At 69.8% G+C, this 22702-nt stretch carries 23 protein-coding genes and 2 pseudogenes; 18 read left to right on the forward strand and 7 right to left on the reverse strand.

Annotated elements, in window-relative coordinates:
* Positions 1-269: 269 nt before the first annotated feature.
* Positions 270-1199, reverse strand: a complete 930-nt coding sequence (locus tag ACIQKA_RS28560; protein ID WP_402542820.1) for a helix-turn-helix domain-containing protein — start codon at positions 1197-1199, stop codon at positions 270-272.
* Positions 1200-1588: 389 nt separating this feature from the next.
* On the reverse strand, positions 1589-2359 hold the full coding sequence (locus tag ACIQKA_RS28565) for a transposase (protein WP_402542821.1): 771 nt from the start codon (positions 2357-2359) through the stop codon (positions 1589-1591).
* Positions 2360-2394: 35 nt separating this feature from the next.
* Here ACIQKA_RS28565 and ACIQKA_RS28570 point away from each other — a divergent pair, with 35 nt between their 5' ends.
* From ACIQKA_RS28570 to ACIQKA_RS28580, 3 genes are all read left to right on the forward strand, one after another.
* The gene (locus ACIQKA_RS28570) at positions 2395-2871 is read left to right on the forward strand and encodes a hypothetical protein (protein ID WP_383158383.1); all 477 of its coding nucleotides are present in this window, start codon (positions 2395-2397) and stop codon (positions 2869-2871) included.
* Positions 2872-3086: 215 nt separating this feature from the next.
* Positions 3087-3308: a hypothetical protein gene (locus tag ACIQKA_RS28575; protein WP_383158381.1), complete on the forward strand. Its 222-nt coding sequence runs from the start codon at positions 3087-3089 to the stop codon at positions 3306-3308.
* Positions 3309-3906: 598 nt separating this feature from the next.
* On the forward strand, positions 3907-4428 hold the full coding sequence (locus tag ACIQKA_RS28580) for a transposase family protein (protein WP_402542861.1): 522 nt from the start codon (positions 3907-3909) through the stop codon (positions 4426-4428).
* 139 nt (positions 4429-4567) lie between these two features.
* Here the strand turns inward: ACIQKA_RS28580 and ACIQKA_RS28585 are convergent, their stop codons facing one another.
* On the reverse strand, positions 4568-5449 hold the full coding sequence (locus tag ACIQKA_RS28585; RefSeq protein WP_402542822.1) for a LysR family transcriptional regulator: 882 nt from the start codon (positions 5447-5449) through the stop codon (positions 4568-4570).
* 243 nt (positions 5450-5692) lie between these two features.
* Here ACIQKA_RS28585 and ACIQKA_RS28590 point away from each other — a divergent pair, with 243 nt between their 5' ends.
* The 9 genes and pseudogenes from ACIQKA_RS28590 to ACIQKA_RS28630 all read left to right on the forward strand — a co-directional run bounded on the left by ACIQKA_RS28590 (position 5693) and on the right by ACIQKA_RS28630 (position 15134).
* Positions 5693-6589 (forward strand): 3-hydroxyacyl-CoA dehydrogenase NAD-binding domain-containing protein, encoded by an 897-nt coding sequence (locus tag ACIQKA_RS28590; RefSeq protein ID WP_391097013.1) that lies wholly within the window; start codon positions 5693-5695, stop codon positions 6587-6589.
* Positions 6586-7506, forward strand: a complete 921-nt coding sequence (locus ACIQKA_RS28595; RefSeq protein ID WP_391097012.1) for a hypothetical protein — start codon at positions 6586-6588, stop codon at positions 7504-7506. The genes ACIQKA_RS28590 and ACIQKA_RS28595 overlap by 4 nt, the downstream gene beginning before the upstream one ends.
* Before the next feature lie 51 nt (positions 7507-7557).
* Positions 7558-8433, forward strand: coding sequence for a 3-hydroxyacyl-CoA dehydrogenase family protein (locus tag ACIQKA_RS28600; RefSeq protein ID WP_402542823.1), 876 nt, complete (start codon positions 7558-7560; stop codon positions 8431-8433).
* A gap of 258 nt (positions 8434-8691) precedes the next feature.
* Positions 8692-9478, forward strand: a pseudogene (locus ACIQKA_RS28605) (transposase); the annotation flags it as partial.
* A gap of 33 nt (positions 9479-9511) precedes the next feature.
* Entirely contained in the window at positions 9512-9853 is a 342-nt protein-coding gene (locus ACIQKA_RS28610; protein WP_402542862.1) for a transposase, read from the forward strand.
* Positions 9850-10302 carry a transposase gene (locus tag ACIQKA_RS28615; RefSeq protein WP_402542863.1) on the forward strand — a complete coding sequence of 151 codons (453 nt, stop codon included), beginning with the start codon at positions 9850-9852 and terminating at the stop codon, positions 10300-10302. The genes ACIQKA_RS28610 and ACIQKA_RS28615 overlap by 4 nt, the downstream gene beginning before the upstream one ends.
* Positions 10303-11300: 998 nt before the next feature.
* A complete protein-coding gene (locus ACIQKA_RS28620; protein ID WP_402542864.1) occupies positions 11301-13787 on the forward strand; it encodes a molybdopterin oxidoreductase family protein in 2487 nt (828 codons plus the stop codon).
* Complete coding sequence (locus ACIQKA_RS28625; RefSeq protein WP_383158364.1) at positions 13784-14275, forward strand: hypothetical protein; 492 nt, start codon at positions 13784-13786, stop codon at positions 14273-14275. The genes ACIQKA_RS28620 and ACIQKA_RS28625 overlap by 4 nt, the downstream gene beginning before the upstream one ends.
* Before the next feature lie 223 nt (positions 14276-14498).
* The gene (locus tag ACIQKA_RS28630; RefSeq protein WP_402542824.1) at positions 14499-15134 is read left to right on the forward strand and encodes a hypothetical protein; all 636 of its coding nucleotides are present in this window, start codon (positions 14499-14501) and stop codon (positions 15132-15134) included.
* A gap of 596 nt (positions 15135-15730) precedes the next feature.
* Here ACIQKA_RS28630 and ACIQKA_RS28635 read toward each other — a convergent pair.
* Complete coding sequence (locus ACIQKA_RS28635; RefSeq protein ID WP_383219450.1) at positions 15731-16642, reverse strand: glutaminase; 912 nt, start codon at positions 16640-16642, stop codon at positions 15731-15733.
* A 137-nt stretch (positions 16643-16779) separates the two neighbouring features.
* On the opposite strand from ACIQKA_RS28635, the gene ACIQKA_RS28640 reads away from it, so the two are divergent.
* From ACIQKA_RS28640 to ACIQKA_RS28650, 3 genes are read left to right on the forward strand one after another with little or no spacing between them, the layout of a single operon-like run.
* Positions 16780-16926: a hypothetical protein gene (locus ACIQKA_RS28640; RefSeq protein WP_402542825.1), complete on the forward strand. Its 147-nt coding sequence runs from the start codon at positions 16780-16782 to the stop codon at positions 16924-16926.
* Positions 16916-17158, forward strand: coding sequence for an STAS domain-containing protein (locus ACIQKA_RS28645; RefSeq protein ID WP_402542826.1), 243 nt, complete (start codon positions 16916-16918; stop codon positions 17156-17158). Before ACIQKA_RS28640 ends, ACIQKA_RS28645 begins: the two co-directional genes overlap by 11 nt.
* A 22-nt stretch (positions 17159-17180) precedes the next feature.
* Entirely contained in the window at positions 17181-17411 is a 231-nt protein-coding gene (locus tag ACIQKA_RS28650; protein ID WP_383158352.1) for an e9imm peptide, read from the forward strand.
* Here the strand turns inward: ACIQKA_RS28650 and ACIQKA_RS28655 are convergent.
* Both ACIQKA_RS28655 and ACIQKA_RS28660 read right to left on the reverse strand, forming a co-directional pair.
* Positions 17397-18352: pseudogene (locus tag ACIQKA_RS28655) on the reverse strand (IS5 family transposase); the annotation flags it as partial. The gene ACIQKA_RS28650 and the pseudogene ACIQKA_RS28655 sit on opposite strands and share 15 nt — an antisense overlap.
* A gap of 53 nt (positions 18353-18405) precedes the next feature.
* The gene (locus tag ACIQKA_RS28660) at positions 18406-19272 is read right to left on the reverse strand and encodes an NADPH-dependent F420 reductase (protein ID WP_402542827.1); all 867 of its coding nucleotides are present in this window, start codon (positions 19270-19272) and stop codon (positions 18406-18408) included.
* 96 nt (positions 19273-19368) lie between these two features.
* Here ACIQKA_RS28660 and ACIQKA_RS28665 point away from each other — a divergent pair, with 96 nt between their 5' ends.
* Positions 19369-19677, forward strand: a complete 309-nt coding sequence (locus ACIQKA_RS28665) for a hypothetical protein (RefSeq protein WP_402542828.1) — start codon at positions 19369-19371, stop codon at positions 19675-19677.
* Between the two features lie 25 nt (positions 19678-19702).
* On the opposite strand, the gene ACIQKA_RS28670 is transcribed toward ACIQKA_RS28665, so the two are convergent.
* Entirely contained in the window at positions 19703-20083 is a 381-nt protein-coding gene (locus tag ACIQKA_RS28670) for a DUF6221 family protein (protein WP_402542829.1), read from the reverse strand.
* Between the two features lie 95 nt (positions 20084-20178).
* Between ACIQKA_RS28670 and ACIQKA_RS28675 the strand changes: the two genes are divergently transcribed.
* Together ACIQKA_RS28675 and ACIQKA_RS28680 are read left to right on the forward strand one after the other, a co-directional pair.
* Positions 20179-20946, forward strand: a complete 768-nt coding sequence (locus ACIQKA_RS28675; RefSeq protein ID WP_402542830.1) for a transposase — start codon at positions 20179-20181, stop codon at positions 20944-20946.
* 324 nt (positions 20947-21270) lie between these two features.
* Positions 21271-22689, forward strand: coding sequence for a hypothetical protein (locus ACIQKA_RS28680; RefSeq protein ID WP_402542831.1), 1419 nt, complete (start codon positions 21271-21273; stop codon positions 22687-22689).
* Positions 22690-22702: the final 13 nt, after the last annotated feature.

A 22702-nucleotide genomic window follows, 5' to 3' on the forward strand; every position in this document is an offset into this window, starting at 1 on the left:
CGGTGTACGCAAATGTCCGGGCCTCCGGCCTCATGGTCGCGGTCCGGCGCCGCATCGCACCCGCCCGCGTCTGTCACACACCACGAACAGGCGTCGCCCGAAGCCATAGTGCCCTGCGGGCCGACGAGGCCTGGAGGTCGGCCGCAGCGGAGCAGGTTTGACGGCTCCTGGCCAGGTGGCGCGAGCGTTTACCGTCGCTTGCGCCACCCGCCGGGCCGCGTTCGCGGCTCCCGCCCGCTTTACGACCCTCTGGGCACAGCTCTCCTGAGCTACGCGGGCGAGATGGAGAAGATCTGCTTCCTGCTCCCGTCGCAGGGCTGTGTCACCGCCGGCACCCCGGCGACCGTCCCCGAGCCGCTCATGCCCACGCACCCGTCGCCGACCAACCGGAGAACGTACTGGTCGCTTCGGCCGGAGTCTGTTGGCTCGATGCGGAACCTGCTCGTCTTCCCGCAGTCGTCCCAGGGCTCCAGCAGGGCGGCGCCGGTGCCGACGGTCACCGAGTTCAGGCAGCCCTTGCCGTGGTCGGGGTGGTACCACTGCACGCGGAACGTGTCGTCCGCTGCGGGCACGAGCTCGGTCTGCTGAGGTGCGACGTCCTCGCACGGACGCTGCACGGCCACCAGTGGTTCGTACCCCTCGGCATGCCCGTCGGTCAGGCACAGCCCGTCCGCCAGGACCGGGCGGATCTGCACGGGGCCCTGCGGCAGGGCGGTCCGGTTCGGCTTTTCCTTGGAACCGTCCTGCTCACCGAAGAAGCCGAGGAGCCAGATGGTGACGGCAACGACGGACAGCACAGCGAGCCCCACCAGCAGCGCGTACAGCCGACGTCGGCCCGGTGCCGACCCGGTGCGCCGACCGGGAGGTCCCGCACCGTCTGCGCCCCCGCCTCCGTCGTGGTCTTCGTCCCGGCCCGCCGCACCGCTGACGGTCCTTTCCAGGGCCTCCAGCCATTCCTGCACCCGCTCCGCGTCTCCGCAGGCTCGCACGAACTCGGCCACCAGTTCGGGACGCGGGGTCGTCTTCCCGCCGAGGACGTCCGCCAGCGTGCTGCGAGCCAGCACTCCCCCGTGCTCGGCGGCCCGTTCTTCAAGCTGTCGGTACGTCAGCCCGGAACGCTCCTTGAGCTGTCGTAAGGCGGCCGTGAACTCCCCCACATCACGGGTCCCCTGCGGCTGCAACTCCCCCACATTCGCCATGCGGACATGGTGACCGGCCCCGCGGCACGTGGACAACGCTGGTTTCGGCCCTCCGCAGTCGTTTCCGTACGGTCCCGAACAGGAGCTGGACAAGCCGCTGACCAGCCCGGACAAGGGCCGGCCCGTCCGGGCCGGTTTCCGTTCGTGCATGCCCGTGCAGAGAGACGCGTTCGCCTTTTTATGAACCGTCGAGGTCAAGGCTGCCGTGGGTCGAGACCGAGTGGAAGATCTCCAAGTCCTCCCGGCCGAACAGCAGCGACCCTTCCTCGGTCCGCGTGTCCTCGATGACCAGCCAGTGGGCCTGCCACCCCACCGCACGTGCGGGGGGACGGTTAAAGGGTGTCCCGTAAATGATCTACGGCGTGCTGGTTGGTCCTCCCGTTTCTCTGTCACCCGGCCAGGGGGAGGTTGTGCAGGCGGGCGATGCCCAGCACGGCGTGGTGAACGCCGTCACCTTTCAGGCGGCAGTCGCGGAGGATCCTCCAGCTCTTCGTTCGGGCGAAGACGTGCTCGGCGCGGGCGCGGACCTTGCGGTGAGATGCGTTGTGTTCCTCTTTCCGCGCCGGGGGCTCGGTCTGGCCGCGGTCGCGACGGGGCGGGACGACCAGGCCGGTTACCCGGTAGCCGCCGTCCGCGATGACCGCGGTGCGGCCGACGGCGTCTTTCGCGCCGGAGGGTTCCCACGCCTTGCAGTCGTTGCGGTTGCCGGGCAGGGGCCGGCCGACGGCGGCCACGGGCCGGCTGTCTGCGTCGATGACGACCTGGTGGTTGGTCGCGTACCTGTGGTTCTTCGACCGCTCGGCGACCGTGTGGTCACGGGTGGGCACCGGGGTCCCGTCCACGATCAGCACGGTGTCCTTGCGGAACCGCCTGCGCGGATGGAGCGCCGGCGACGGCCCGGGGTGGCCGGTGATGCGGTCGGCCGCGGACTTCGAGATGCCGAACAGCAGGGCGAGCTGCCGCAGTGCCGGGTTCGTGCGCCAACACGCGGCGACCAGCAGCACCCGGTCCTCCAGCGGCAGGCTCCACGGCCGGCCCTTGCGTACCGGATCAGCGCCCTCGCGCCGTAGCTCGCTGACCAGCTTGCCGAACCGACGCGGGCTCAGCCCGGTGAACGGGACCGTCCAGGACGGCTCGGACGCCGTGATCACACCAGCCACAGCGAGATCGTCCCAAAGAGCGACGGCATGGCACGATGACCGCCATGTCAGGTCAGGTCTGGGTATCCCTCATATCGCTGGGCGGCGTTGTCCTCGGCGGCTCGTTGTCCTACCTCGTTCAGCACAGGACCCAACTCTCGGCGGAACGTGCTGAACAACAACGGCAGCAGATCGCCCTGTCGGAGGCCCGGCGCGGGGAACGACTGGCGCTGCTGGAGCGGTTCATCGAGGTGGGGGCCGAGGCCGAACGCTCCGCCTTCAGCCGGCCTTCCGAGTGGGAGGACACCGACGCCTGGTTCCTCACGACCCGGGACGTCATGAACAGGCTGTGGGTCGCGGAGCGCCTCATCCGCATACAGTTCCCCCTGCCCGTGCACGACGCGGCACGCGCGTACTTCCTCGACCTCAACCGGACGGTGTGGGAGGGCTTGCCCGACGACGAGAGCGTGCGCGACTACCTGGAGGACAACCGACTGGCGTTTCTGGACGCGGCCCGCGCGGTCATGGGGTAGCACACCGCCGCCTCGGACATCGTTTACGGGACAGCCCTCAGCCGGCTCCGTGTGATGCCCAGGCCTACGGCGAGGGTTCGATTCCCGTCCTCCGCTCCACAGCGAAGCCCCAGGTGGGCGACGAGGTCCGTTGCTTTTCAACCGGAGCCTTCTCGGCTACGCGCGCTGCGGACGAGAACGGCGTAGCGGGTACACGTGGGTGCATACTGACAGCAATGACAAAGCCCAGTGCACCGAAGCGTTTTTTGCCCACCAGCCCCTTCAAAGCCCCGGTCACGCCGCCTCCCAAGCAGTTCGCCGTAGGCGACCAGGTCACACACGATGTGCACGGCCTCGGCCGGGTCACCGGCATCGAGGACGGGATAGCGGCGGTCGTGGATTTCGGCTCGACGCAAGAACGGATCTTGAGTCCGTACGCCAAAATGAGCAAGCTGTAGAACTGCCGTGCCCGGTCACGGCACACCAGACCCGTCCATCGACCCGCAAGAAAGAGGATCCCTCTCATCGACCTGACCTCGCCGTTCTCCGCTCCGGTAGAGACGTCCCCCTGCACCACCGCAGCATCGCCGCCCCCCGCCACACATCCCTTCCAGGCGCCCGACTTCGGGGAGACCGAAGCCTTCCTGCTCGACGAAGACGCGCAAGCGCCCGCCTCTGGCGCGAGTGCGGTTCGACACGGGGCAGGCTAACGAGCTCGTGCACGGTAAGCGGTGAGATGTCACACCCGGGACGGTTGATCACGGTCGGGTGGCGGGGAACGCGACCCGTGCAGCGATCGTCGGCAACCGTCGGATCACGGGTCTGCCGGCCGATGTGATCGCTGAACTCGTCGCCGACGTAGGTCCGTCGCGGCGTGAGCGTCACCGGGCCAAGCCGACCTCTCGGCCGCGGAAGCGCACTGTGGGCGCCGGTGCGAAGCACCGGACGGTGTTCGTCGACCGGCGCCTGGCCACGCTTGTGCACCTTCGTCATGGGGTTACCCGCGACGTGCCGGCCTGCTGGTTCGCGGTCGACCGCTCCACCATCACACGGGCCATGGGTGAGATACGGCCCCTGCTCGCCGAGCGGGGGTGCACGATCAGCCCCGGTGTCCGGCTGCGGACGCCGGCCGGAGCCGTCGACCACCTCGGCGCCGGTGGGCAGACCGGCATCATCGACGGCACCGGGATCCGCGTCCGTCGGTCGGCCGCCGGACGCGAGGACCGCGGCGTCTTGATCTCCGGGAAGAACGAGCAGAACGCCGTCGAACCCATGATCCTCACCGACCAGAACGGACGGGTGCTCTTCGGCAGCCCGGCCGGACCAGGCAGCTGCGCGGACATCACCCACGCCCGCCAGCTGGGGCTGGTCGAGCTCCTGGCCGACGGGCCCGTCGTCGAGGTCCTTGCCGATGCCGGCCACCAGGGACTCGGCGCCCGGACCGGCAGACGCGTAGTGACGCCACCGCACCGGAAGTTCAAGAACGACGCCCGGACCGGCGCGAGGAGACGCACGAGCGGCAGCGCAAGGCGCACTCCTCATGCCGTATCCGGGTCGAGCACGGCATCGCCCACCTGAAGAACCGGCGAGCTCCCGCCCACCACCTACCAGGCCATCGCCGCCCTCGTCTCCGACCGCAACATCACCCCTGAAGACGACTCCGAACAGGGCAGACGCATCCCAGCCGCTATCACGCACCGACCCGTAACGAAAAAGGTCAGCAGGCGTGCCCGGGGCGCAGGCTCGCGATCACCTGGAGCAGGCGGGTCACGGTCGGGTCTGCGTCGGTGCGGTGCACCGCCCGGACAGTGGTCCGCAGGTCGCCGGTGTCGCCCAGCAGGGGGATGAGCACCGCCTCGTCGGTGAGCTGCCGGGCCCCTGCGGGCAGCAGACTGACACACCGCCCGGCAGCGACGTGGCTGAGCAGGCCGCTGAGGTCGTCGGCCAGGACGGTGCCCCTGGGGGTGAAGCCGGCCCGGTGGCAGGCCAGGTGGACCTGCTCGGCCAGCACCGGCAGGGCGGTGGGGTCGGGCAGCGCGAAGTCCTCGTCGCGGAGCCGGTCCAGTTCGATCCCGCCGGTGCCGGCGAGGTGGTGGCCGCGGGGGACGGCGGCCTCGATCCGCTCGGTGGCCACGACGGCACTGACCAGGTCGGCGGAGAGCCTGGCCGGGTCGCGCAGGAAGCCGAGGTCGAGCGAGCCCGTCCGCACCTGGTCGGCCACCGCCGCCGAGGAGCCGTGCCGGAGGTGGATGTGCAGCCCCGGAAGCTCCTCGGCCGCGGCGCGCAGCACCGCCGGAAGGTAGAGGTGGCTGAGCAGGCTGACGTAGCCGACCCGAAGGTCGCCCTCGACGCCGTCGGCGACCCGGCGGGCCCGGGCGACCGCGGCGCCCTGCAGGTCGAGCAGTCGCTGCGCATCGGCGGCGAACACCTGCCCGGCGGCGGTCGGCCTGGCCCCGCCGGGGCCGCGGTCCAGCAGGCGGACGCCGAGCATCCGCTCCAAGCGCTGGATCGACTGACTGAGCGGCGGCTGGCTCATGCCGAGGAGCTCGGCGGCCCGTCCGAAGTGCCCTTCCCGGGCCACGGTGAGGAACTGCTCCAACAGCCGCCGAGACAGCGCAATATCATTAGACCTATCGCTCATACCTAGATCATATATTGGACAGACCTGGCTGGGCAGGTGTGGACTGGATCGTGCACGGCCCCTGGGACACCGTCGCAGTCCGACCCCGTTCGGCCCCGTCGGCTTGCCGCCCCACTGGGCGGCCCCTCTCCTGGAATCCGTTCCGGTGACGGACTGGGGCCGGGCTCTCCTGTCCTTCTGAGTTTCTCTGGGGTGATCTCCATGGCGGTCGTGACGGTCGTCGGGGCCGGTGTCATTGGCATCTCGTGGGCACGGCTGTTCGGCGAAGCGGGCTGGGAGGTCCGGATCAGCGACCCACGGCCCGACCTGGCCGAGGTGGTGGCTCGCGACCTGACGGGCTTCGAGGTGACGGCCACCGGTGACCTGGCCGCCGCGGCCGTCGGCGCCGACTTCGTCCAGGAAGCCGGGCCGGAGCGCACCGACGCCAAGGAGCAGATATTCGGCACGCTGGCCGCGCATACGGCGGACGGCGTGGTCCTGGCCTCGTCCTCGTCCTCGCTGGTGCCCTCCGTGATCGCGAAGGGTAACCCGGCGGCGGACCGGATCGTGATCGGTCACCCGTTCAACCCGCCCGAGCTGATGCCGCTGGTGGAGGTGGTGCCCGGACCGCAGACCTCCGCCGCGACGGTGGACCGGGCCGTGGAGGTGTACCGCGGGCTCGGCAAGCTGCCGATCCGGCTGAAGAGGGAGATCCCCGGCTTCGTCGGCAACCGCCTGCAGAAGGTCTTCAACGACCAGGCCGTCTACCTGGTGCAGCAGGGCGTCATCGACGTGTCGGATCTCGACGACCTGGTCCGCGCCTCGCTCGGACTGCGCTGGGCCACCATCGGGCCGTTCGAGAGCGGCGCCCTCGGCGGCGGACCGGCAGGCATGCGGCACCTGGTGGAGCACGTCGGGTCCCAGTTGACCTTCGAGACCGGCAACCCCGACCCGGCCGGCATGGGCGAGGTCCTCGACGCAGTCGAAGCGGCCTACGGCACCGGTGAGCAGGCATACCGGCGCCTCGCCGAACTCCGCGACCGGCGCACCAGGGCCGCTCTCGCTCCGCTGGACTGGCCCGAGCCTCCGACCGGCGCCACCGAAGGGGGCAGGAAGTGACCGCGGCCGGAGCGACCCCGAAACGTCTGCTGGCGCTGCAGCTCGTCCCGGGCCGGGTGCTGGAGGTGGACACCGCCGACGGCCGGGTGCGCACCCTGGTCGAGGACGCCGGGGACGCCCCGGACGGCGTGGTCGCGGTGGACGGTGCCGTGTACTGGACCACGATGGGCGCGCCCGACATCGACCCCGGCACCCCGGGCGAGGGCGGCTACGACTTCTCCCGCCGCAATGGCGGCATCCACTCCTGGAGCCCGGGCGGCCCGCGGCGCGACCTCGTCCCGGCCGGAGCGATGACCACCGGCAAGCAGCTCACCTCCGACGGCGCGGGCGCCCTGTACTGGTGCGACCGCGAGGGCCACCGGATCAGCCGGGTGCGCACCGACGGCAGCAGCCTGACCGACCTCGTGGTGACGCCCGCCGCCGAGGGGGTCACCGGGGAGTGCGTCGGCATCGCCGTCGACCTCGTCCGCGGCCACCTGTACTGGACCCAGAAGGGGCCCGCGAAGGGCGGCCGAGGCCGCATCCTGCGGGCCGGCCTGGAGATCCCCGCCGGACAGAGCGCCGAGCACCGCACCGACGTCGAGGTGCTCTGGGACCACCTGCCCGAACCGATCGACCTGCACCTCGACGGTGACACCCTGTACTGGACCGACCGCGGCGCGGCCCCTGATGGCAACACCCTCAACCGGGCCCCGCTGCCCGGCCCCGGCGGGTCCGGCACGCCACCGGAGGTCCTGGCGTCCGGCTTCGCCGAGGCGATCGGCCTCGCCATCGACACCGCCGCCGGCCTCGCCTACGTCGCCGACCTCGGCGGGCACATCCGCGAGGTCCCTCTCCCGGACGGCCCCGCCGCGGGCCGTGCCCCGCGCGAGGTGGCCGCCCTCGGCACCCCGCTGACCGGACTGTGCCTGCCGTAACCGCGGACCGCACGCCCCATCCCCCACCTTTCCGGAAAGAAGCGCAGAACCATGGCTTTCGTCCTCCCCACACGCATCGAGTCCCGCCCTGTCACCGTGATCGGCGCGGGCACCCTCGGCCGCCGGATCGCCCTGATGTTCGCCACCCGCGGTGGAGAGGTCCGGATCTTCGACCCCAACCGTGCCGTCGCCGAGCAGGCCGTCGCCTACGTCGCCGAGCACGTCGGCGAGGTCGCCGCCACCGTCGAGGCGGGCCGGCCGGGCACCGTCGTGGCCCACGACGACCAGGCCGACGCCGTGGCGGACGCCTGGCTGGTCGTGGAGGCCGTGCCCGAGCACCTCGACCTGAAGAAGCGGGTCTTCGCCGACCTCGACCGGCAGGCCGACTCCGACGCGATCTTGGCCAGCAACTCCTCGTCCTACCCGACCAGCCGGTTCGTCGACGGCGTCACCCACACCGAACGCGTCGTCAACATGCACTTCTACATGCCGCCGAAACAGAACGCCGTCGACCTGATGTCCGACGGCCGGACCGACCCGGACGTGCTGTCATTCCTCAAGGAGGAACTGCCGAAGTACGGGGTCTTCCCGTTCGAGGCCCACAAGGAGAGCACCGGCTTTATCTTCAACCGCATCTGGGCCGCCATCAAGCGCGAGGCCCTGGCCGTGGTCGCCGAGGGCGTCTCCACCCCCCAGGATGTGGACCGGATGTGGCAGATCAACATGGGCCTCAAGGCCGGCCCGTTCCGGATGATGGACCAGGTCGGCCTCGACGTGGTGCTCGACATCGAGAACCACTACGCCGCAGAGAACCCGCACCTGCCCGAGGGTCCGCGCACGCTGCTCCGCAGCTACGTCGACGCCGGCCACCTCGGGGTGAAGACCGGCCGCGGCTTCTACGACGACTATCCCACCCCCGCCGCTTGACGAGCTCATGCATGGCTGACGGGAAGACGCCGAAAGGTACCGGTCGGCCTGGTGGTCACCGCGGCCGACCAACCCTGCCGGTAATGGTCTGTGGTCTGCTGTCGCACCAGCAGACCACAGACCTGAACCCGCCACGGCCAGAGGCGGGCACCGTACCCACCAAAGCCTTCAACGTCTCACCACTTGCCGTGCACAAGCTCGTTAGTGCTGCAAGGGTGCTTGTCGTGACGGTTCGGCAGGTGGGTCGTTGGTCTGGCCATGGGTGGGGTGCTGGTTGACGTCCGGTCGTGGGCGGGTGAACTGAAGTCTCCGCACGAGCGGTTCGTGCACCGTTTTGTCAGGTCGGAGCCGCGTGAGTCGGCGCTGGCGTATATGCGGGGGCTGTTCGCTCCGCTGGAGTGGAAGAACCGCTGGACGCTTGCCGAGGAGGCCGGGCATGGGTGTCCGGACCGACCCCACCGGTTGTCGAACCGGATCGGCTGGGACGCGGAGGAGGTCTTGGACGACGTGCGTCAGTACGTCGTCGAGCACCTGGGCGACCGGGATGCGGTGCTGATCGTCGACGACACCGGTTTCCTGAGGAAGGGTGTTCGCCCGGCCGGGTCCAGCGGCAGTACTCCGGGGCCGCGGGCAGCTGGACCACCCCGTCCACGACCTGCCCAGGCAGAAGTGAAAACGCCGCTCCTGCGACAACGGAGCCCACGGACCCCGCGTCTTCGACTGGGCCAGGGTTGAGGTCCGGCCCTCGCACCGGGAGAACCGCAGGCACCGGGTGATCGCCCGCCGCGGCGTCAGCCGGCCCGGGGAGATCTCCTCCTACATCGCCCACCGCCCCGCCGACACCACCCTTGACCAGCTCATTCATATGACCGGCGCCCGATGGGCGGTCGAGGAGTGCTTCCAGAGCGCGAAGCAGGAATGCGGCCTGGACGACTACCAGGCCCGCCGCCGTCCCGACCGGCACCGCCACATCACCCTGGCCACGGCCGCCCACGCCGGCCTCACCATCCTGCGGGCCCGCACACTCGACACCGGAAAAGCAGAGCTGCCGCGGGGCATCAAGCCGGGCCGGCCGCCTGTGTGGACTCGGCAACGGCTGATAGACGGCATACGGTGGCGGACCCGGACCGGCGCCCCGTGGCGGGACGTGCCGGAACGCCACGGGCCGTGGGATCGAGCCTATGACCTGTTCCGCCGCTGGCAGCGGGACGGCACCCGGGCCCGGATCGTCACCCGACTCCAGGCCGAGGCGGACGCGAAAGGCCTGATCACCTGGGACGTCAACGTCGACTCCACGGTCTACCGGGCCCACCAGCACGCCGCCGGAGCGACGAAAAAGGGGACCTTCAGAAGGAGTCACCGGGCGGGATCTTTTCCGAGCCGGCCGACCACGGACTCGGACGATCGCGCGGCGGCCTGACCAGCAAAATCCACCTTGCGGTCGAGCAGGGACAGAAGCCGCTGTCCGTGGTGATCACAGCCGGCCAGCGAGGCGACTCCCCGCAGTTCGAACGGGTCCTGGAAACTATCGGAGTTCCCCGGCTGGGGCTCGGCAGGCCGCGCAAGCGCCCGAACCGAGTCCGAGCCGACAAGGCATACGACTCCCGCAAGAACCGCGCCTACCTGCGCAGACACGGCATCAAGGCGACAATCCCGGTTCCGGCGGGCCGGGTCCGCAACCGGCGCAAGCCTGGCTCCCTCGGCGGCCGGCCGCCGAAGTTCGACAAGACCGACTACAAACAGCGCCACGCGGTCGAATGCAGCATCAACCGGCTCAAGCGCCGCCGCGCTGTCGCCACCAGGTACGACGAGCTCGCCGTCCGCTACGAAGCGACTGTGCTGGTCGCAGTCCTCGACGAATGGCCGTGACCGAACACCGCAGTCACTCCATCAACGCTCGGGCTCAGGCGTCGCAACACCTTCAGCGAACAGGTGCCGAAGATGTTCGGCCAGCAGATCGGGGGCAGCGGAGGGGGCAACGGGGAGCCAGTTTGCGGCCTTGAGCAAGGGGCTCCCAGTCGCATCGAGGGAGGCACAGCCCCAGCCGCGACGTGCGCCCCTGGTTCCCCGGAACACGACGATTCCGTTCGCCCAGGGCCCATGAGCGAGCGCAGGATCGCCCTTCGGCCAGTAGAAGGCCGTCCCGCCGGACTCGTCCCATTGCCCTGTGGGCGGCAAGCCTGCGGCCTCGAGAGCCTGAGCCGAGACCGAGTAGTACTGCCGAACCTCGCCATGGCTAATGGCAGCCTAGGCGTCACCCGAAGTAGTCACGCCCCTCCTTCACCTCGAACTACTCAACCACAGCAGCCACTGCCAGCACTTTCGCCGCAGGCCCTAGTCCTGACCCATACATGCCATATAGGCATGGGCCGGAAGGAGCCCTGCCCGCCCGAGGTGAGGAGGAGCTCCAGACCTGGTCGGCTTCTACGCCGGGGAAGGGCACACAGAGCGATACGGGCCGTGATGCGCTTGCCGGCCGGCTCCCACTCGATGAACACGCTCTGGGTGACCGCTTCGACGACCTCCAAGCCGTGCCGGCCCACCCGGTCCGAATACGCGGCCCGGAGCACAGGAACGGCCGGGTCGCTGTCGCATACGGCGATGGCCTCTACGTCCTGGGAGGGGTTGAACGCGGTCGAGGGCCGTCCAGCCGCGCCTACCGAACATATCGGCTTCGCGTGATGTCGGACCAGCGAAGCCGAGAAGGAGCCCGTCCTCTCCGTGGGTGATCCGTCAGGCGGGTTCCTCGTCCTCGGCAGCTGCCTGTATCCGGGTGATGCGGCAACGCTTCCGGTGGTGGTTTACGGCCAGGTCCGCGGTTCAGGCGTACAAGGGAAAGCCGTCGATCAGTGGGCAAGGAGATCATGGTGGAGTCTTCGGTGGACCGGATCGCCGACCCCTGGGGCGGCCGCGTACCGCACGGGCGTCACCAGCCGTGGCCGGCCAGAGTGGACACCCGTCTCGCGGACGGCGTCCGGTCCGAGGACGTCCAGCGCTGGGTGCAGGCGGCCTCGATCCTGCACTCCGACGGGGACGCCATGGACATCGCGGTGGTCGACGGCCGGATGGTCGGGGTGCGGGGGCGGGCCGTCGACCGGGTCAACCGCGGCAGGCTCGGCCCCAAGGACCTCTTCGGCTGGCAGGCCAACGCCTCGCCCGACCGGCTGACCCGCCCACTGGTCCGCGAGGGCGGACGTTTGGTGGAGACCGACTGGGACGACGCGATGAACCGCGTCGTCTCCCGCTCCCGCGAACTGCTCGACGAGCGGGGCCCCGGCTCCCTCGGCTTCTACACCAGCGGGCAGCTGTTCCTGGAGGAGTACTACACGCTCGCGGTCCTGGCCCGGGCCGGCATCGGGACGAACCACCTCGACGGCAACACGCGCCTGTGCACCTCGACCGCGGCCGAGGCGCTGAAGGAGTCCTTCGGCTGCGACGGACAGCCCGGGAGCTACGACGACATCGACCACGCCGACGTGATCGCGCTCTTCGGCCACAACATCGCCGAGACGCAGCCCGTGCAGTGGATGCGCGTCCTCGACCGGTTGGAGGGCACCGATCCGCCCCGTCTGCTCTGTGTCGACCCCCGGCCCACTCCGGTGGCCCGCAGGGCGGCCGTGCACCTCGCTCCCCGGATCGGCACGAACGTGGCGCTGTTCAACGCCCTGCTGCACGAGGTCATCCGGACCGACCGCGTCGACCACGCCTACGTACGCGCGCACACGGTCGGCTTCGAGGAGCTCGCGGCCCGGGTCGCGGACTGCACGCCGCAGTGGGCGGCCGGCGTCTGTGACGTCCCGGCCGCCCGGATCTCCGAGGCCGCCGAGCTCCTGGGCACCGCCGACCGGTTGCTGTCCACGGTGCTACAGGGCGTCTACCAGTCCCACCAGGCGACGGCCGCCGCCGTCCAGGTCAACAACCTGCACCTGATCCGGGGCATGCTGGGCAGGCCGGGCGCCGGGGTGCTGCAGATGAACGGGCAGCCCACCGCGCAGAACACCCGCGAGTGCGGGGCCGACGGCGACCTGCCGGGTTTCCGCAACTGGCAGAACGACGCCCACGTCGAGGACCTGGCGAAGGTGTGGAACGTCGAGCCGTCGACGATCCCCCACTACGCCCCGCCGACCCACGCCCTGCAGATGTTCCGCTACGCCGAGCAGGGTTCGATCCGCATGCTCTGGATCAGTGGAACGAACCCCGCCGTCTCCCTGCCCGAGCTGTCTCGCGTCCGCTCCGTCCTGTCGCAGGAGCGGCTCTTCACGGTGGTCCAAGACCTGTTCCTGACCGAGACCGCCCAGCTCGCGGACGTGGTGCTGCCCGCGGCAACCTGGGGAGAGAAGACCGGCACGTTCACCAATGCCGACCGCACGGTGCACCTCTCGGAGAAGGCCGTCGAACCGCCCGGTGGGGCCAGGCCCGACCTCGAGATCTTCCTCGACTACGCTCGGCGGATGGACTTCCGCGACAAGGACGGCGGTCCGCTGATCACCTGGCAGGACCCGGAGAGCGCGTTCGAGGCGTGGAAGCGGTGCAGCGCCGGCCGCCCGTGCGACTACACCGGCCTGTCCTACGACATGCTGCGGGGCGGCAGCGGAATCCAGTGGCCCGTCAACGAACGGGCGCCCGAGGGCACCGGTCGGCTGTACACCGACGGCATCACGTGGGCGCACCCCGACGTGTGCGAGAACTACGGCAAGGACCTGGTAACCGGGGCGGCGGACGGGGCGATGGAGTACCGCTCCCTCAACCCTGACGGCAAGGCCATGATCAAAGCCGCCGCCTATCTCCCCCCGCACGAGGGGTCGAGCGAGGAGTACCCCTTCCAGCTGACCACCGGGCGCACCCTTTACCACTTCCACACCCGCACCAAGACCGGCCGGGCGCCCCAGTTGAACGCGGCGGCCCCCGACGTGTGGGTGGAAGTCTCGGCGAAGGACGCGGAGCGGACCGGCCTGCGTGAGGGAGATCTGGTCGAGGTCCGCTCCCCCCGCGGCGCTCTGCGGGGACGGCTGCGTGTCACCGACCTGCGGCCGGGAGTGCTCTTCGTCCCTTTCCACTACGGCTACTGGGACACGCCCGCCGGCTCCGGTCCGGACGCCTCCACACCGGGCCGTGCGGCCAACGAGACCACGATCACCGACTGGGACCCCGCGTCCAAACAGCCGCTGTTCAAGACCGCCGCGGCCGCGCTCACCCTCGTCGAACGCGGCGACGGGACCCCGTCGCCGGCGCCCACCACCACCGCCTCCGCCCCGACGGCCCCGCGTCACGTGCCGGCCATTACCGGCGGCCCCGCCGCGCACGTCACCCAGGTCCCGCATCCCGCATGGGACAGGAAGGAAGGAAGCCGGTGAACGGCGTCAAACTCATCCTGCGCACCCTCCACCACGGCGAACGCGATCTCGTCGACGACCTCACGGCCCTGTCCGAGCGACACCGTACCGAGCACGAGATCCACCACGTCGCCACCGATGTCGCCGCCTGGTCCCGGGAGCACGTCCAGCGCTTGGCCGACATCGCCATCCACTACGATCTGGACCTCGACGGTCCGCCCGACGGCTCCTCCCACGGTCTGTTCGCCACACTCCGGAAGAAGGCGTCGGAGAGGGGAGGGAGCCGCCCCGAACCCGGCCTGCTGCTCCTGCGTGACCTGCGAGAAGTCCACTTGGCCGCGACGTACAACTCACTGCACTGGGAGATGCTCGCCCAAGCGGCACAGGCCTTGAAGGACGCCCGGCTTCTGACTCTCGCCTCCTCCTGCCATCCCCAGACCCTGCGTCAGATGCACTGGACCAACACCCTGCTCAAGGCCTTGTCCCCGCAAGTGCTCACCAGCCCGTAGCAACCTGGCCACAGGGTGGGCGATGTTCCCGACCCGGTGTGCGGCGAGGGTGAGCTGCTGGTGGACGGGCTGGCCGCAGGAGTCTGCGGAACGGACGGGGAGATCGTGGCCGGCGAGTACGGGTGGGCGCCGCCCGGGGAAGACCGCCTCATCCTGGGGCACGAGTCGCTGGGCCGAGCGCGGCATCAAGGAGCGCCACGGCTACGCCGGCCAGTCCTGGACAGTGGAGAGCGGCTACGCGTTCCGGCTCGACCCCACCCCGGCGACGGTCGGGGTGCTGCTGGAACCGACCGCGGTGGCGGCCAAGGCGTGGGAGCGGGTGGAGCGGGTCGGCGCCCGGTCGTGGTTCGAGCCGCAGCGAGTGCTGGTCACCGGCGCCGGACCGATCGGCCTGCTGACCGCGCTGCTGGGTGTTCGGCGGGGGCCGGAGATACACGTCCTGGACCGGGAGACGTCCGGGCCGAAGCCCGGCCTGGCCGCCGATCCGGGGACGACGTATCACGGCGAGGACATCGAGCACGTGACCGGAGAACGCGACTTCCACGGCGTGGAAAGGCGCTGGGTCGTCGGGCGCGGCATCGGCTGGATCGTGATGCGCCGCCGCCTCCCCCGCGACTACGAGACCGTCGATACGCCCACAGGTGTTTGTGTCCGCACGGTGCCAGCGGCTCTCCCGCTTCCCGAAGGCGTCGACCGGGGCACGGGGGCCGAGCTCGCGGCCCATCAGGCAGCCGCCATGTGGGGCCTGTCTGGCTTCGTCTTCCGCTCCAAGATCCGGAACGGAAGGTCCCCTCAGGGCAGCGCGAGTCGGGAACCGGACCCTCATGGCCGGCAGCCGGAGCGCGAGCGTGCGGGTTAAGAGCCGCGAAAGCGAGACAAGCACGAGGACGGCGAGCCGTCGTGGCTCCAAAGCCGGGGCAGCAAGGCCGCGCGTCGGGCCAGAGGGACGGTACGCAACCCCATACGGCACCGGCCGAGCCGGAGAACGGCCTCGGACGCGCGATCACGGTGCGGGGTGAGGACTACCAGTGGACAGCTGTCGTCGCTCTCGACCGTGACCGCGTGTCCGCGGGCACGGTCATCGACCGTCCGGCGAGCGGCATGCCGAGCATCGTCCTGGTGCGGCGGGACCGGCACTTCCTGTTCGACCGGCTGCGGTCGACCATGGCGGTCCTCGACCACCTTTTCCGCGCGGCCAAACTGCCGCCTGTACCTCCGGGAGACGAGCCCGCTCACTACTACGGACTCGCCGCACACGATCTCCACGCCGAGCCCGCGGCCCTGACCGACACAGTCAACGAGCTCGGTGGTCGAAGAGTCTCCCTCCCGCGCCTGCCACAGGCGCCCGTGGGCTCCTCCGTTGACCAGGCCCACTCCTGTGCCAGAACCCACTTGAAACCTACGCAGCCAACCATCGGCAAGCCGGAGCCCCGGAGCCGCCCGGCCCCGTCGGGATCAGAACACCGACAGCCCCGTGAGCGTGGTGAAGAGGTCCAGCGCCGCCACTCCGGCGACGGAGTTGCCCCGTTCGTCCAGCCCGGGACTCCATACGCACAGTGCACAGCGACCGGGCACGACGGCGATGATGCCGCCGCCCACCCCGCTCTTGCCGGGTAGGCCGACGCGGTAGGCGAAGTCGCCGGCGGCGTCGTAGGTTCCGCATGTCAGCATGACGGCGTTTACCTGCTTGGCCTGGCTGCGGGTCAGCAGCCGGGTGCCGTCGGCTCGTACACCGTGCCGGGCGAGGAGGGTGGCCGCCAGTGCGAGATCGGCGCAGGAGGCTGTGATCGAGCACTGGCGGAAATACTGGTTGAGCAGGAGCGGGACAGGGTTGTCGATGTTGCCGTAGGAGGCCATGAAGTGGCCGAGGGCGGCGTTGCGGTCGCCGTGTGCGGCCTCTGAGGCGGCGACCGCCAGGTCGAAATCGAGGTCCGGGTTTCCGCTCTCGGCACGCAGCAGCCGCAGGAGCTCGCCCGCCGCGTCACCGGTGCGGGTGTGGAGGCGGTCGGTGACGACCAGGGCGCCGGCGTTGATGAACGGGTTGCGCGGGATGCCGTTCTCGTACTCAAGCTGTATCAGGGAGTTGAACGGGTTGCCGGAGGGTTCACGTCCTACGTGCTCCCACAGTTCATCGCCCTCATGGGCCAGGTCGAGGGCAAGAGTGAAGACCTTGGTGATGGACTGCGTGGAGAACGGTTCGCGCCACTTGCCCACTCCGTGGACGGTGCCGTCCAGCTCGGCGACGGCCATGCCGAAGGCGCGCGGATTACGGGTGGCGAGCGCCGGGATGTAGTCGGCGGACCGCCCCCGACCGGGCGTCCGGGCGATCTCCTCGGCAATGTGTTCCAGAACCTGCTGATAGTCCATCGTCGATGTCACGTCGCTCATTGTGCTCACAAGGTCCACGGGTCTGCGATGAGGCCCTCGTCGAGGTCGGAGCGAATCGCCGACGGCCTTCGATCTCCGGCCGCAGGACTCAACAGCACGCTACTGCGGATTTCGCAGTGGACTACGCGGAACGCCTGGAAGCGGCCCTTTACAGGCTTCGTCCAGCCCTGTTCGGCGTAGTCGGTGAGGTCTTCTCGACGGAGATCACTCCCCTGTCCGTTGAGGACGAGAGCGGCGCGGGTGATGTCGCCGATGCGACCTGAGGGTTCGGTCCGCATCGCTGCCCTGCACGGTGAGATCGACTACGACGAACTGGACCTCCTGCGCGGGGCCCTGCTGTCCGAAGGCGAGCCAGTGCCGCCGGTCGTGGCCGACATGAGCGGCGCGATCTTCCTCGACTCCAGTGGCACCGACGTCCTGGTCGCCCTCCACCAGCAGGTGAGCGACGCGAAGGACCGACTGCGGACTTGTCCGGGCGATCATGCTGCTCGTTAGGCTGACGCCCAGGGAGGCTGTGATGGGTGCCATCGAGATGAGCCGGGCTGAAGCGGTCGCGCTCGTGCAGCGGATCATGGATGTGGACTATGCGTCTGAGGACGAGGCGGACGGGTGGCTGGACAGGCTTGACAGCGCTCTGGCCTGTCCATCGGGCCACGTCAGCAGCCTGATCTTCTGGCCTCCAGAGCGAGAGCTCTCTGCCGACGAAGTGGTAGATCAGGCATTGGCCTGTCGGGCGATCGCGTTGTGACACACGCACTCGGGTGCGAAGCCAGATAACGAGGGCTGCTGCGGCTGCGGTGCCGAGGAAGACGTAGCCGCGCTTGTCGTAGCGGGTGGCCACTGCTCTGGCGTGCTTGAGCCGGTTGACCGCCCGTTCGACGGTGTTGCGTTTCTTGTACCGCTCTTCGTCGAAGCCGGGTGGCCGCCCGGCGCGTGACCCTTTGCGTAGGCGGACGGCCTGGCTGTCGGTCTTCTCCGGAATCGTGTGCCGGATGCCCCGGCCCCGCAGGCACTCGCGGCAGGAGCCATTGCTGTAAGACTTGTCCGCCGCGAGGCTGTCAGGCTTCCTGCGTGGCCTGCCCGGTCCGATCCGCGGGACGCGGATCTTCTCCAGCACGCGCTTGAACTGCGTGCAGTCCGTCCGCTGTCCCGGTGTGACGATCAGAGACAGCGGGCGGTAGCGGCCGTCCGCGCTCAGGTGGAGCTTGGGGGTGAACCCGCCGCGCGAGCGGCCCAGGCCCTCACCTCCTGCGCCACCTCCACCAGGCGGGCGACGAGGCTCTGCCACGTCGTCTCGCCCTGGTGTTCTGCCGCTGCGACCTCCTTTGGGGCGGGTGCCGGCGGTGGTTCGGTGCGGGCGCCGGCGGCGTGCTGATGTGCCCGCACGATGGTGGAGTCCACCGAGATGTCCCAGTCGATCTCACCTGCGGCGTCGGCCTCGGCCTGGACCTGCTGGAGCAGGCGTTCCCAGGTTCCGTCGGCCGACCACAGGCGGTGGCGTTCGTACACCGTCTTCCATGGGCCGAACCGTTCGGGCAGGTCATGCCACTGAACGCCGGTCCGAACCCGGTGCAGAATCCCGTCGGTCACCTGTCGGTGATCCCGTCACCTGCCGCAACGCCTGTTGCCGACCGGCAGGAACGGCCGCAGCCGTTCCCACTCGGCACCCGTCGGATCGCCCCGCCCCATGTCCACATCAACGACAGGACTGCGAAGTAGTCACATGATCGACCGGATAAGTCCTAGACGCCGGTCGGGCCGCTCTCGCGGGCCGCCGGGAGCACGACCCGGATGCCGAACCCGTAGGTGCCCGTCGCCCCGGCGATGGCGATGAAGAGGTCGGCGAAGAGTTCCTGGCCCCGTGCCGTGCTGATGCCGCCGAGGTCGAGGACCGCTTCCTCGGACCAGCCCAGATCGGCGAGCAGGCCCCGCGCCACCTTCTTCGCGTCCGCGTCCTCACCGGAGAGGAACACGTTGCTCGGCCCGTCGAGGGAGTCCGGCGCGACCATCACGCCCCGGTCGACGGTCGAGAACGTCTTCACCACGCGCGTGTCCGGGAACGCGCGCTGGATCTCCTCGCCGAGACTGACGACCGGGTGGGACGGCGCCCCGTCCTCCCGGAAGCCGACGGCGACGTCCAGCAGGACCTTTCCGGCGAGTGCGGGAGCGCCGATCCTGTCGAGCAGGGCCACCGAGGCCGTGCCCGGGGTGGCGTTCACCAGCACGTCGGCGTGCTCGGCCGCCGCCGACGGGTCCTCGACCCGTACGCCCTCCGCGACGACCTCATCCAGCTCCGCGAGGAGCGCCGGGTCCCGCGGCCGTCGTGAACCGAGGACCACGTCATGGCCGGTCCGCGACCACGCCAACGCAAGTGTCCTGCCCACGTGTCCTGTACCGAGGATTCCTATACGCATGCGGATCATCCTGTCGCCGCAGGCCCGTCCGCGCCTCGGCCCGAAGCCCCCACCGCCTTCGTTCTCCCGTCCTAGGCCGGACGCCTCGTCCGTGCGGGAGAAGGGGGCGGTGGTACGGGGGGTGCGGGGCCGGAACGGGGTCAGACCCCCGGGCGCGGGGCGTCGGAGGCCTGGCGGGAGCCGCCAGGGGGTCAAAAACTTCTGGCGGCCCCATCAGTGGCTGTGATCCACCCGCCGGCCGTGCAGGGCGTGCGATGCCGGCCACCGATTCGACCAGCACATGGGGGGTTCGTGGCCGCCGGCCGCTACCGCGCGGACACCGAGAAGGGCAACCACGTCGACGACCCGTCCGAAGACGCCTTGTTCGTGCTGATCAGCGGCTTGAACGGCACGGACGACACCTTCGTCGTCATCCAGCCCGACGCCGACGATCCCGCCTGGTCCGCCTCCGTCGCGGTGCTGAACGAGGGCGGCCAAGAGATCGTCCGGCGCGACACCAGTCGGCGTGAGCACAACGTCGCCATCGCGACCAGCGTCAACCGGATCGCGGGCCACCTCATCAAGTGGCTGGCCGCCCACGCCGGCCAAGACACGGCCTGAAGGCTGTCCCGTAAGAGATCTTTGCTCAGGGGCGTCTGGGACAGTCGGGATGATCGGCGTACGGCAGGGCGAGGTCGAGCAGGTCGTCGCACGGCCAGGGCTCGCCGTCGTACTGGCAGTCATCGCGGTCGTCCCACGGTAGTTCCGGGTCGCCTATGGCCGGACTGAACGCATGGCGGGCGAGCACGCGTTGCTTGGCCTCGACCTCACGGAGGACGCGAGCCGGGTCGTGCAGCGCCACGTGCAGGGCGATCGTGGGATGGAATCCGGCAAGTTCTCCTCGGCAGAAGTCGACGGTGCGTCCTTGAGCGGTCCACTTCCCGTGTCCGTCACCGTCGCAGCGTCGGGCCAGGTCGGCCTCCTCGTCCAGCCGTGCGTGGAGGAACGTCACCAGATCGTGGTCCATGGCGTCATCCTGGACGACACACCGGGACCCGGTCACCCGATTTTCATGGTGCAGCCAGCTCCGGCCGGCCGATCGGCAACCGGGATGATCTTGATGTGGTTGGTGTGATCACGGAGTCGGATCCGTCCTGGACAGCCTCGTTCTCCGGACTGAGCCCTCGTGCCTTCGGGAAGCTGGTGACGGTTCTGCGGCGCGAGGGTGCCGACGCGGTTCGCCGAGGCCGGCCGCGGGGTCTTCCGCTGGAGGACCGGGCCCCGCTGGTTGGGGCGTACCGGCGCACGAACCTCACGGTGCGGCAGCTCGCGCCGCCGTTCGGTGTGTCGAAGTCGGCGGCGGGCCGCATCATCGATCACCTCGGGCCGATGTCCGCGCTCCGGCTCCGCCGGCGGTTCGCCAAGGACACCGTGCTCATCGTGGACGGCGCCCTGGTCCTCAGCCGCGACCACACCATCGCCGAGCGGTCGAAGAACTATCGGTACTCCACCCACCACCGGGTCGTCGACGCCGACACCTGCCTGGTCGTCGTGGTCGGCCGACCGCTCGCCGGGAACCGCAACGACTGCAAGGCGTGGGAGGAGTCCGGCGCCGAGGCCGCCGTCGGCAAGACCACCACGATCGCCGACGGCGGATACCCGGGCACCGGCCTGGTCGTCCCGCACCGCCGCAAGTGCGGCCAGAGTGAACTCCCGGAGTGGAAGGAGGAACACAACGCCTCTCACAAGCGGGTCCGGGCCCGCGTCGAGCACGTCTTCGCCCGCATGAAGACCTGGAAGATCCTCCGTGACTGCCGCCTCAGAGGCGACGGCGTGCACCACGCCATGCTCGGCATCGCCCGGATGCACAACCTCGCCCTTGCCGGATAGATCAACGGGCTCGACCGCGATCAACCATGCCCGAGGCGACTCGGAGATCATTCACGGGACAGCCCTTAGGGCGTGTGTCGAAAGTAGCGCCGTCTGCCCGGAGGGCAGGCCCGGCGGTGTCCGGTGCGTGCGATCGCAAGGCGGAGGGTCGCCTCGATACTGGTTGTATCGGGGTGATCCCGACAACGCGGCGAGCGTGCGTGCCGGGCGCCGCCGGGCAGGCGGGACTTTCGACACACGCCCTAGTCCCATCGGGAGTCGAGCGGAAGGACATCGTGCAAGATGGGCGGGTGAGCCAGGCCGGTCATCGCAGGGGGAGACGACGTGGCAACCTCGAAGCCCAGTCGAGTACTGATCGACCAGACGATGCTCTGTGAGGCGGCACGGCTCCTGTCGGGCGCTGACGCGCCCCGGATCCGGATGGGTCATCCGCTGGCGTGGACGCCCGACACGGCCGAGCGTCTGGTCCACTTGGCGACGCTGCTTGACGCGCTGCTGCTCTACGACGAGCTCCACGTCCTCGACGCGCAGCTTCCACACGACGCCGGCACGCTGCCCCTGCGACAAGTCCTGCTCGACCGTCGCATCCTCCGACCTGTCGACACCCGCGCGCTCTCAGCGAACATCGCAGACGAACTCACCGGGTTCCTGCGCGACGCGGAAACCTTCCAAGAGCCCTGGAGCCCGGGCGGGCTCGCGTCCGGAGAAGACGTGGCCAACAGTGTCCGCCTCCTGCTCGCCCACCCGGACGAGTCCGGGGAATCCACGAATCCTCGTGACCGGGGGATCGCTTCGATCATGCGCGGCGAGGCGGAGGGTGATCTCTCCGCCGGCCGCACCTGGTCCTCGCGGCCCGCCGATCCGTTGCGCACGCTCGGCTGGACCATGCTCACCAATATCGGCTACTTCCACAGCGGCGCGATATACGGGGGCGTTTCGCACCTGCGCACCTTCGTCTACTGGCGCGTCTCCGCCCATCTCCGCATTCCGTTTCTGCCGTCCCTCCACCGGTTACCGGCCTACCACCTCATCACGGATCACGTGCGCCGCACCGTCCAGGACCGCGTCTACGAGGTCGTCGCCGACTCCTTCCGTACGACCGTGGACGAGGTGTACGAGGACGAGAACCCGGCCCCGCTGTACCTGCCGCCCGCGCTGGCTCTCTTCCTCAACCACCTCCGCGCACACGGCGACATCGCCATGGCCGTGGACGACTTGCGCCACCAGCACCGCAAACTCCGTCGGGCCTTGGCCGAGCTCCAGCAGTCTCTTGAGTCCGGCTCGACCCTGGGCGACGCCAAGGCCGCCCGTCATCGACTCAACGCGGCTCTGGACGCCCTGCGCGGCGACCTCGACCCGCCCGACCAGGCCGTGGCCGGCACGGTGGACCAGCTCATCGACATCGTGCCCGGCGTGGTCAACGCGGCCGCCCATCCGCTCGACGTGGGCGGCTACGCCGAGGCGCTGGTCGCCCGTCCGGCCGACTGGATCCGCTCCTGGTGGCTGCGACGCCCCGTTCGGTCCGCCATCAGACTGAGCTCTCGGCTGGACAACCTGAGTCGATACCATCGCCTCCTCGGGGAAGCCACGGGCCAGCACGTCGACCCGGACCGTTTCGAGCGCCTACGCCGGGAATACGGTGCCGCCCTGACCGTCTACGGTGGGGAGAGTCGGCTTCCCGCCGCGATTCCGAGTCCGACGGCAGAACCTCCGGAACAGGAAGCCCGGGCTCGGTTCGCCTAGCTCTATCTCCGAA

This window comes from Streptomyces sp. NPDC092045, from assembly GCF_044756005.1.
Classification (GTDB): domain Bacteria; phylum Actinomycetota; class Actinomycetes; order Streptomycetales; family Streptomycetaceae; genus Streptomyces.

Coding starts and splice junctions, on each gene's coding strand:
- ACIQKA_RS28645 (WP_402542826.1), top strand. CDS start 16,916: ATGCGACCTGAGGGTTCGGTCCGCATCGCTGCCCTGCACGGTGAGATC.
- ACIQKA_RS28650 (WP_383158352.1), top strand. CDS start 17,181: ATGGGTGCCATCGAGATGAGCCGGGCTGAAGCGGTCGCGCTCGTGCAG.
- ACIQKA_RS28560 (WP_402542820.1), bottom strand. CDS start 1,199: ATGGCGAATGTGGGGGAGTTGCAGCCGCAGGGGACCCGTGATGTGGGG.
- ACIQKA_RS28570 (WP_383158383.1), top strand. CDS start 2,395: ATGACCGCCATGTCAGGTCAGGTCTGGGTATCCCTCATATCGCTGGGC.
- ACIQKA_RS28670 (WP_402542829.1), bottom strand. CDS start 20,083: ATGGACCACGATCTGGTGACGTTCCTCCACGCACGGCTGGACGAGGAG.
- ACIQKA_RS28580 (WP_402542861.1), top strand. CDS start 3,907: ATGGGTGAGATACGGCCCCTGCTCGCCGAGCGGGGGTGCACGATCAGC.
- ACIQKA_RS28575 (WP_383158381.1), top strand. CDS start 3,087: ATGACAAAGCCCAGTGCACCGAAGCGTTTTTTGCCCACCAGCCCCTTC.
- ACIQKA_RS28600 (WP_402542823.1), top strand. CDS start 7,558: ATGGCTTTCGTCCTCCCCACACGCATCGAGTCCCGCCCTGTCACCGTG.
- ACIQKA_RS28590 (WP_391097013.1), top strand. CDS start 5,693: ATGGCGGTCGTGACGGTCGTCGGGGCCGGTGTCATTGGCATCTCGTGG.
- ACIQKA_RS28635 (WP_383219450.1), bottom strand. CDS start 16,642: ATGGACTATCAGCAGGTTCTGGAACACATTGCCGAGGAGATCGCCCGG.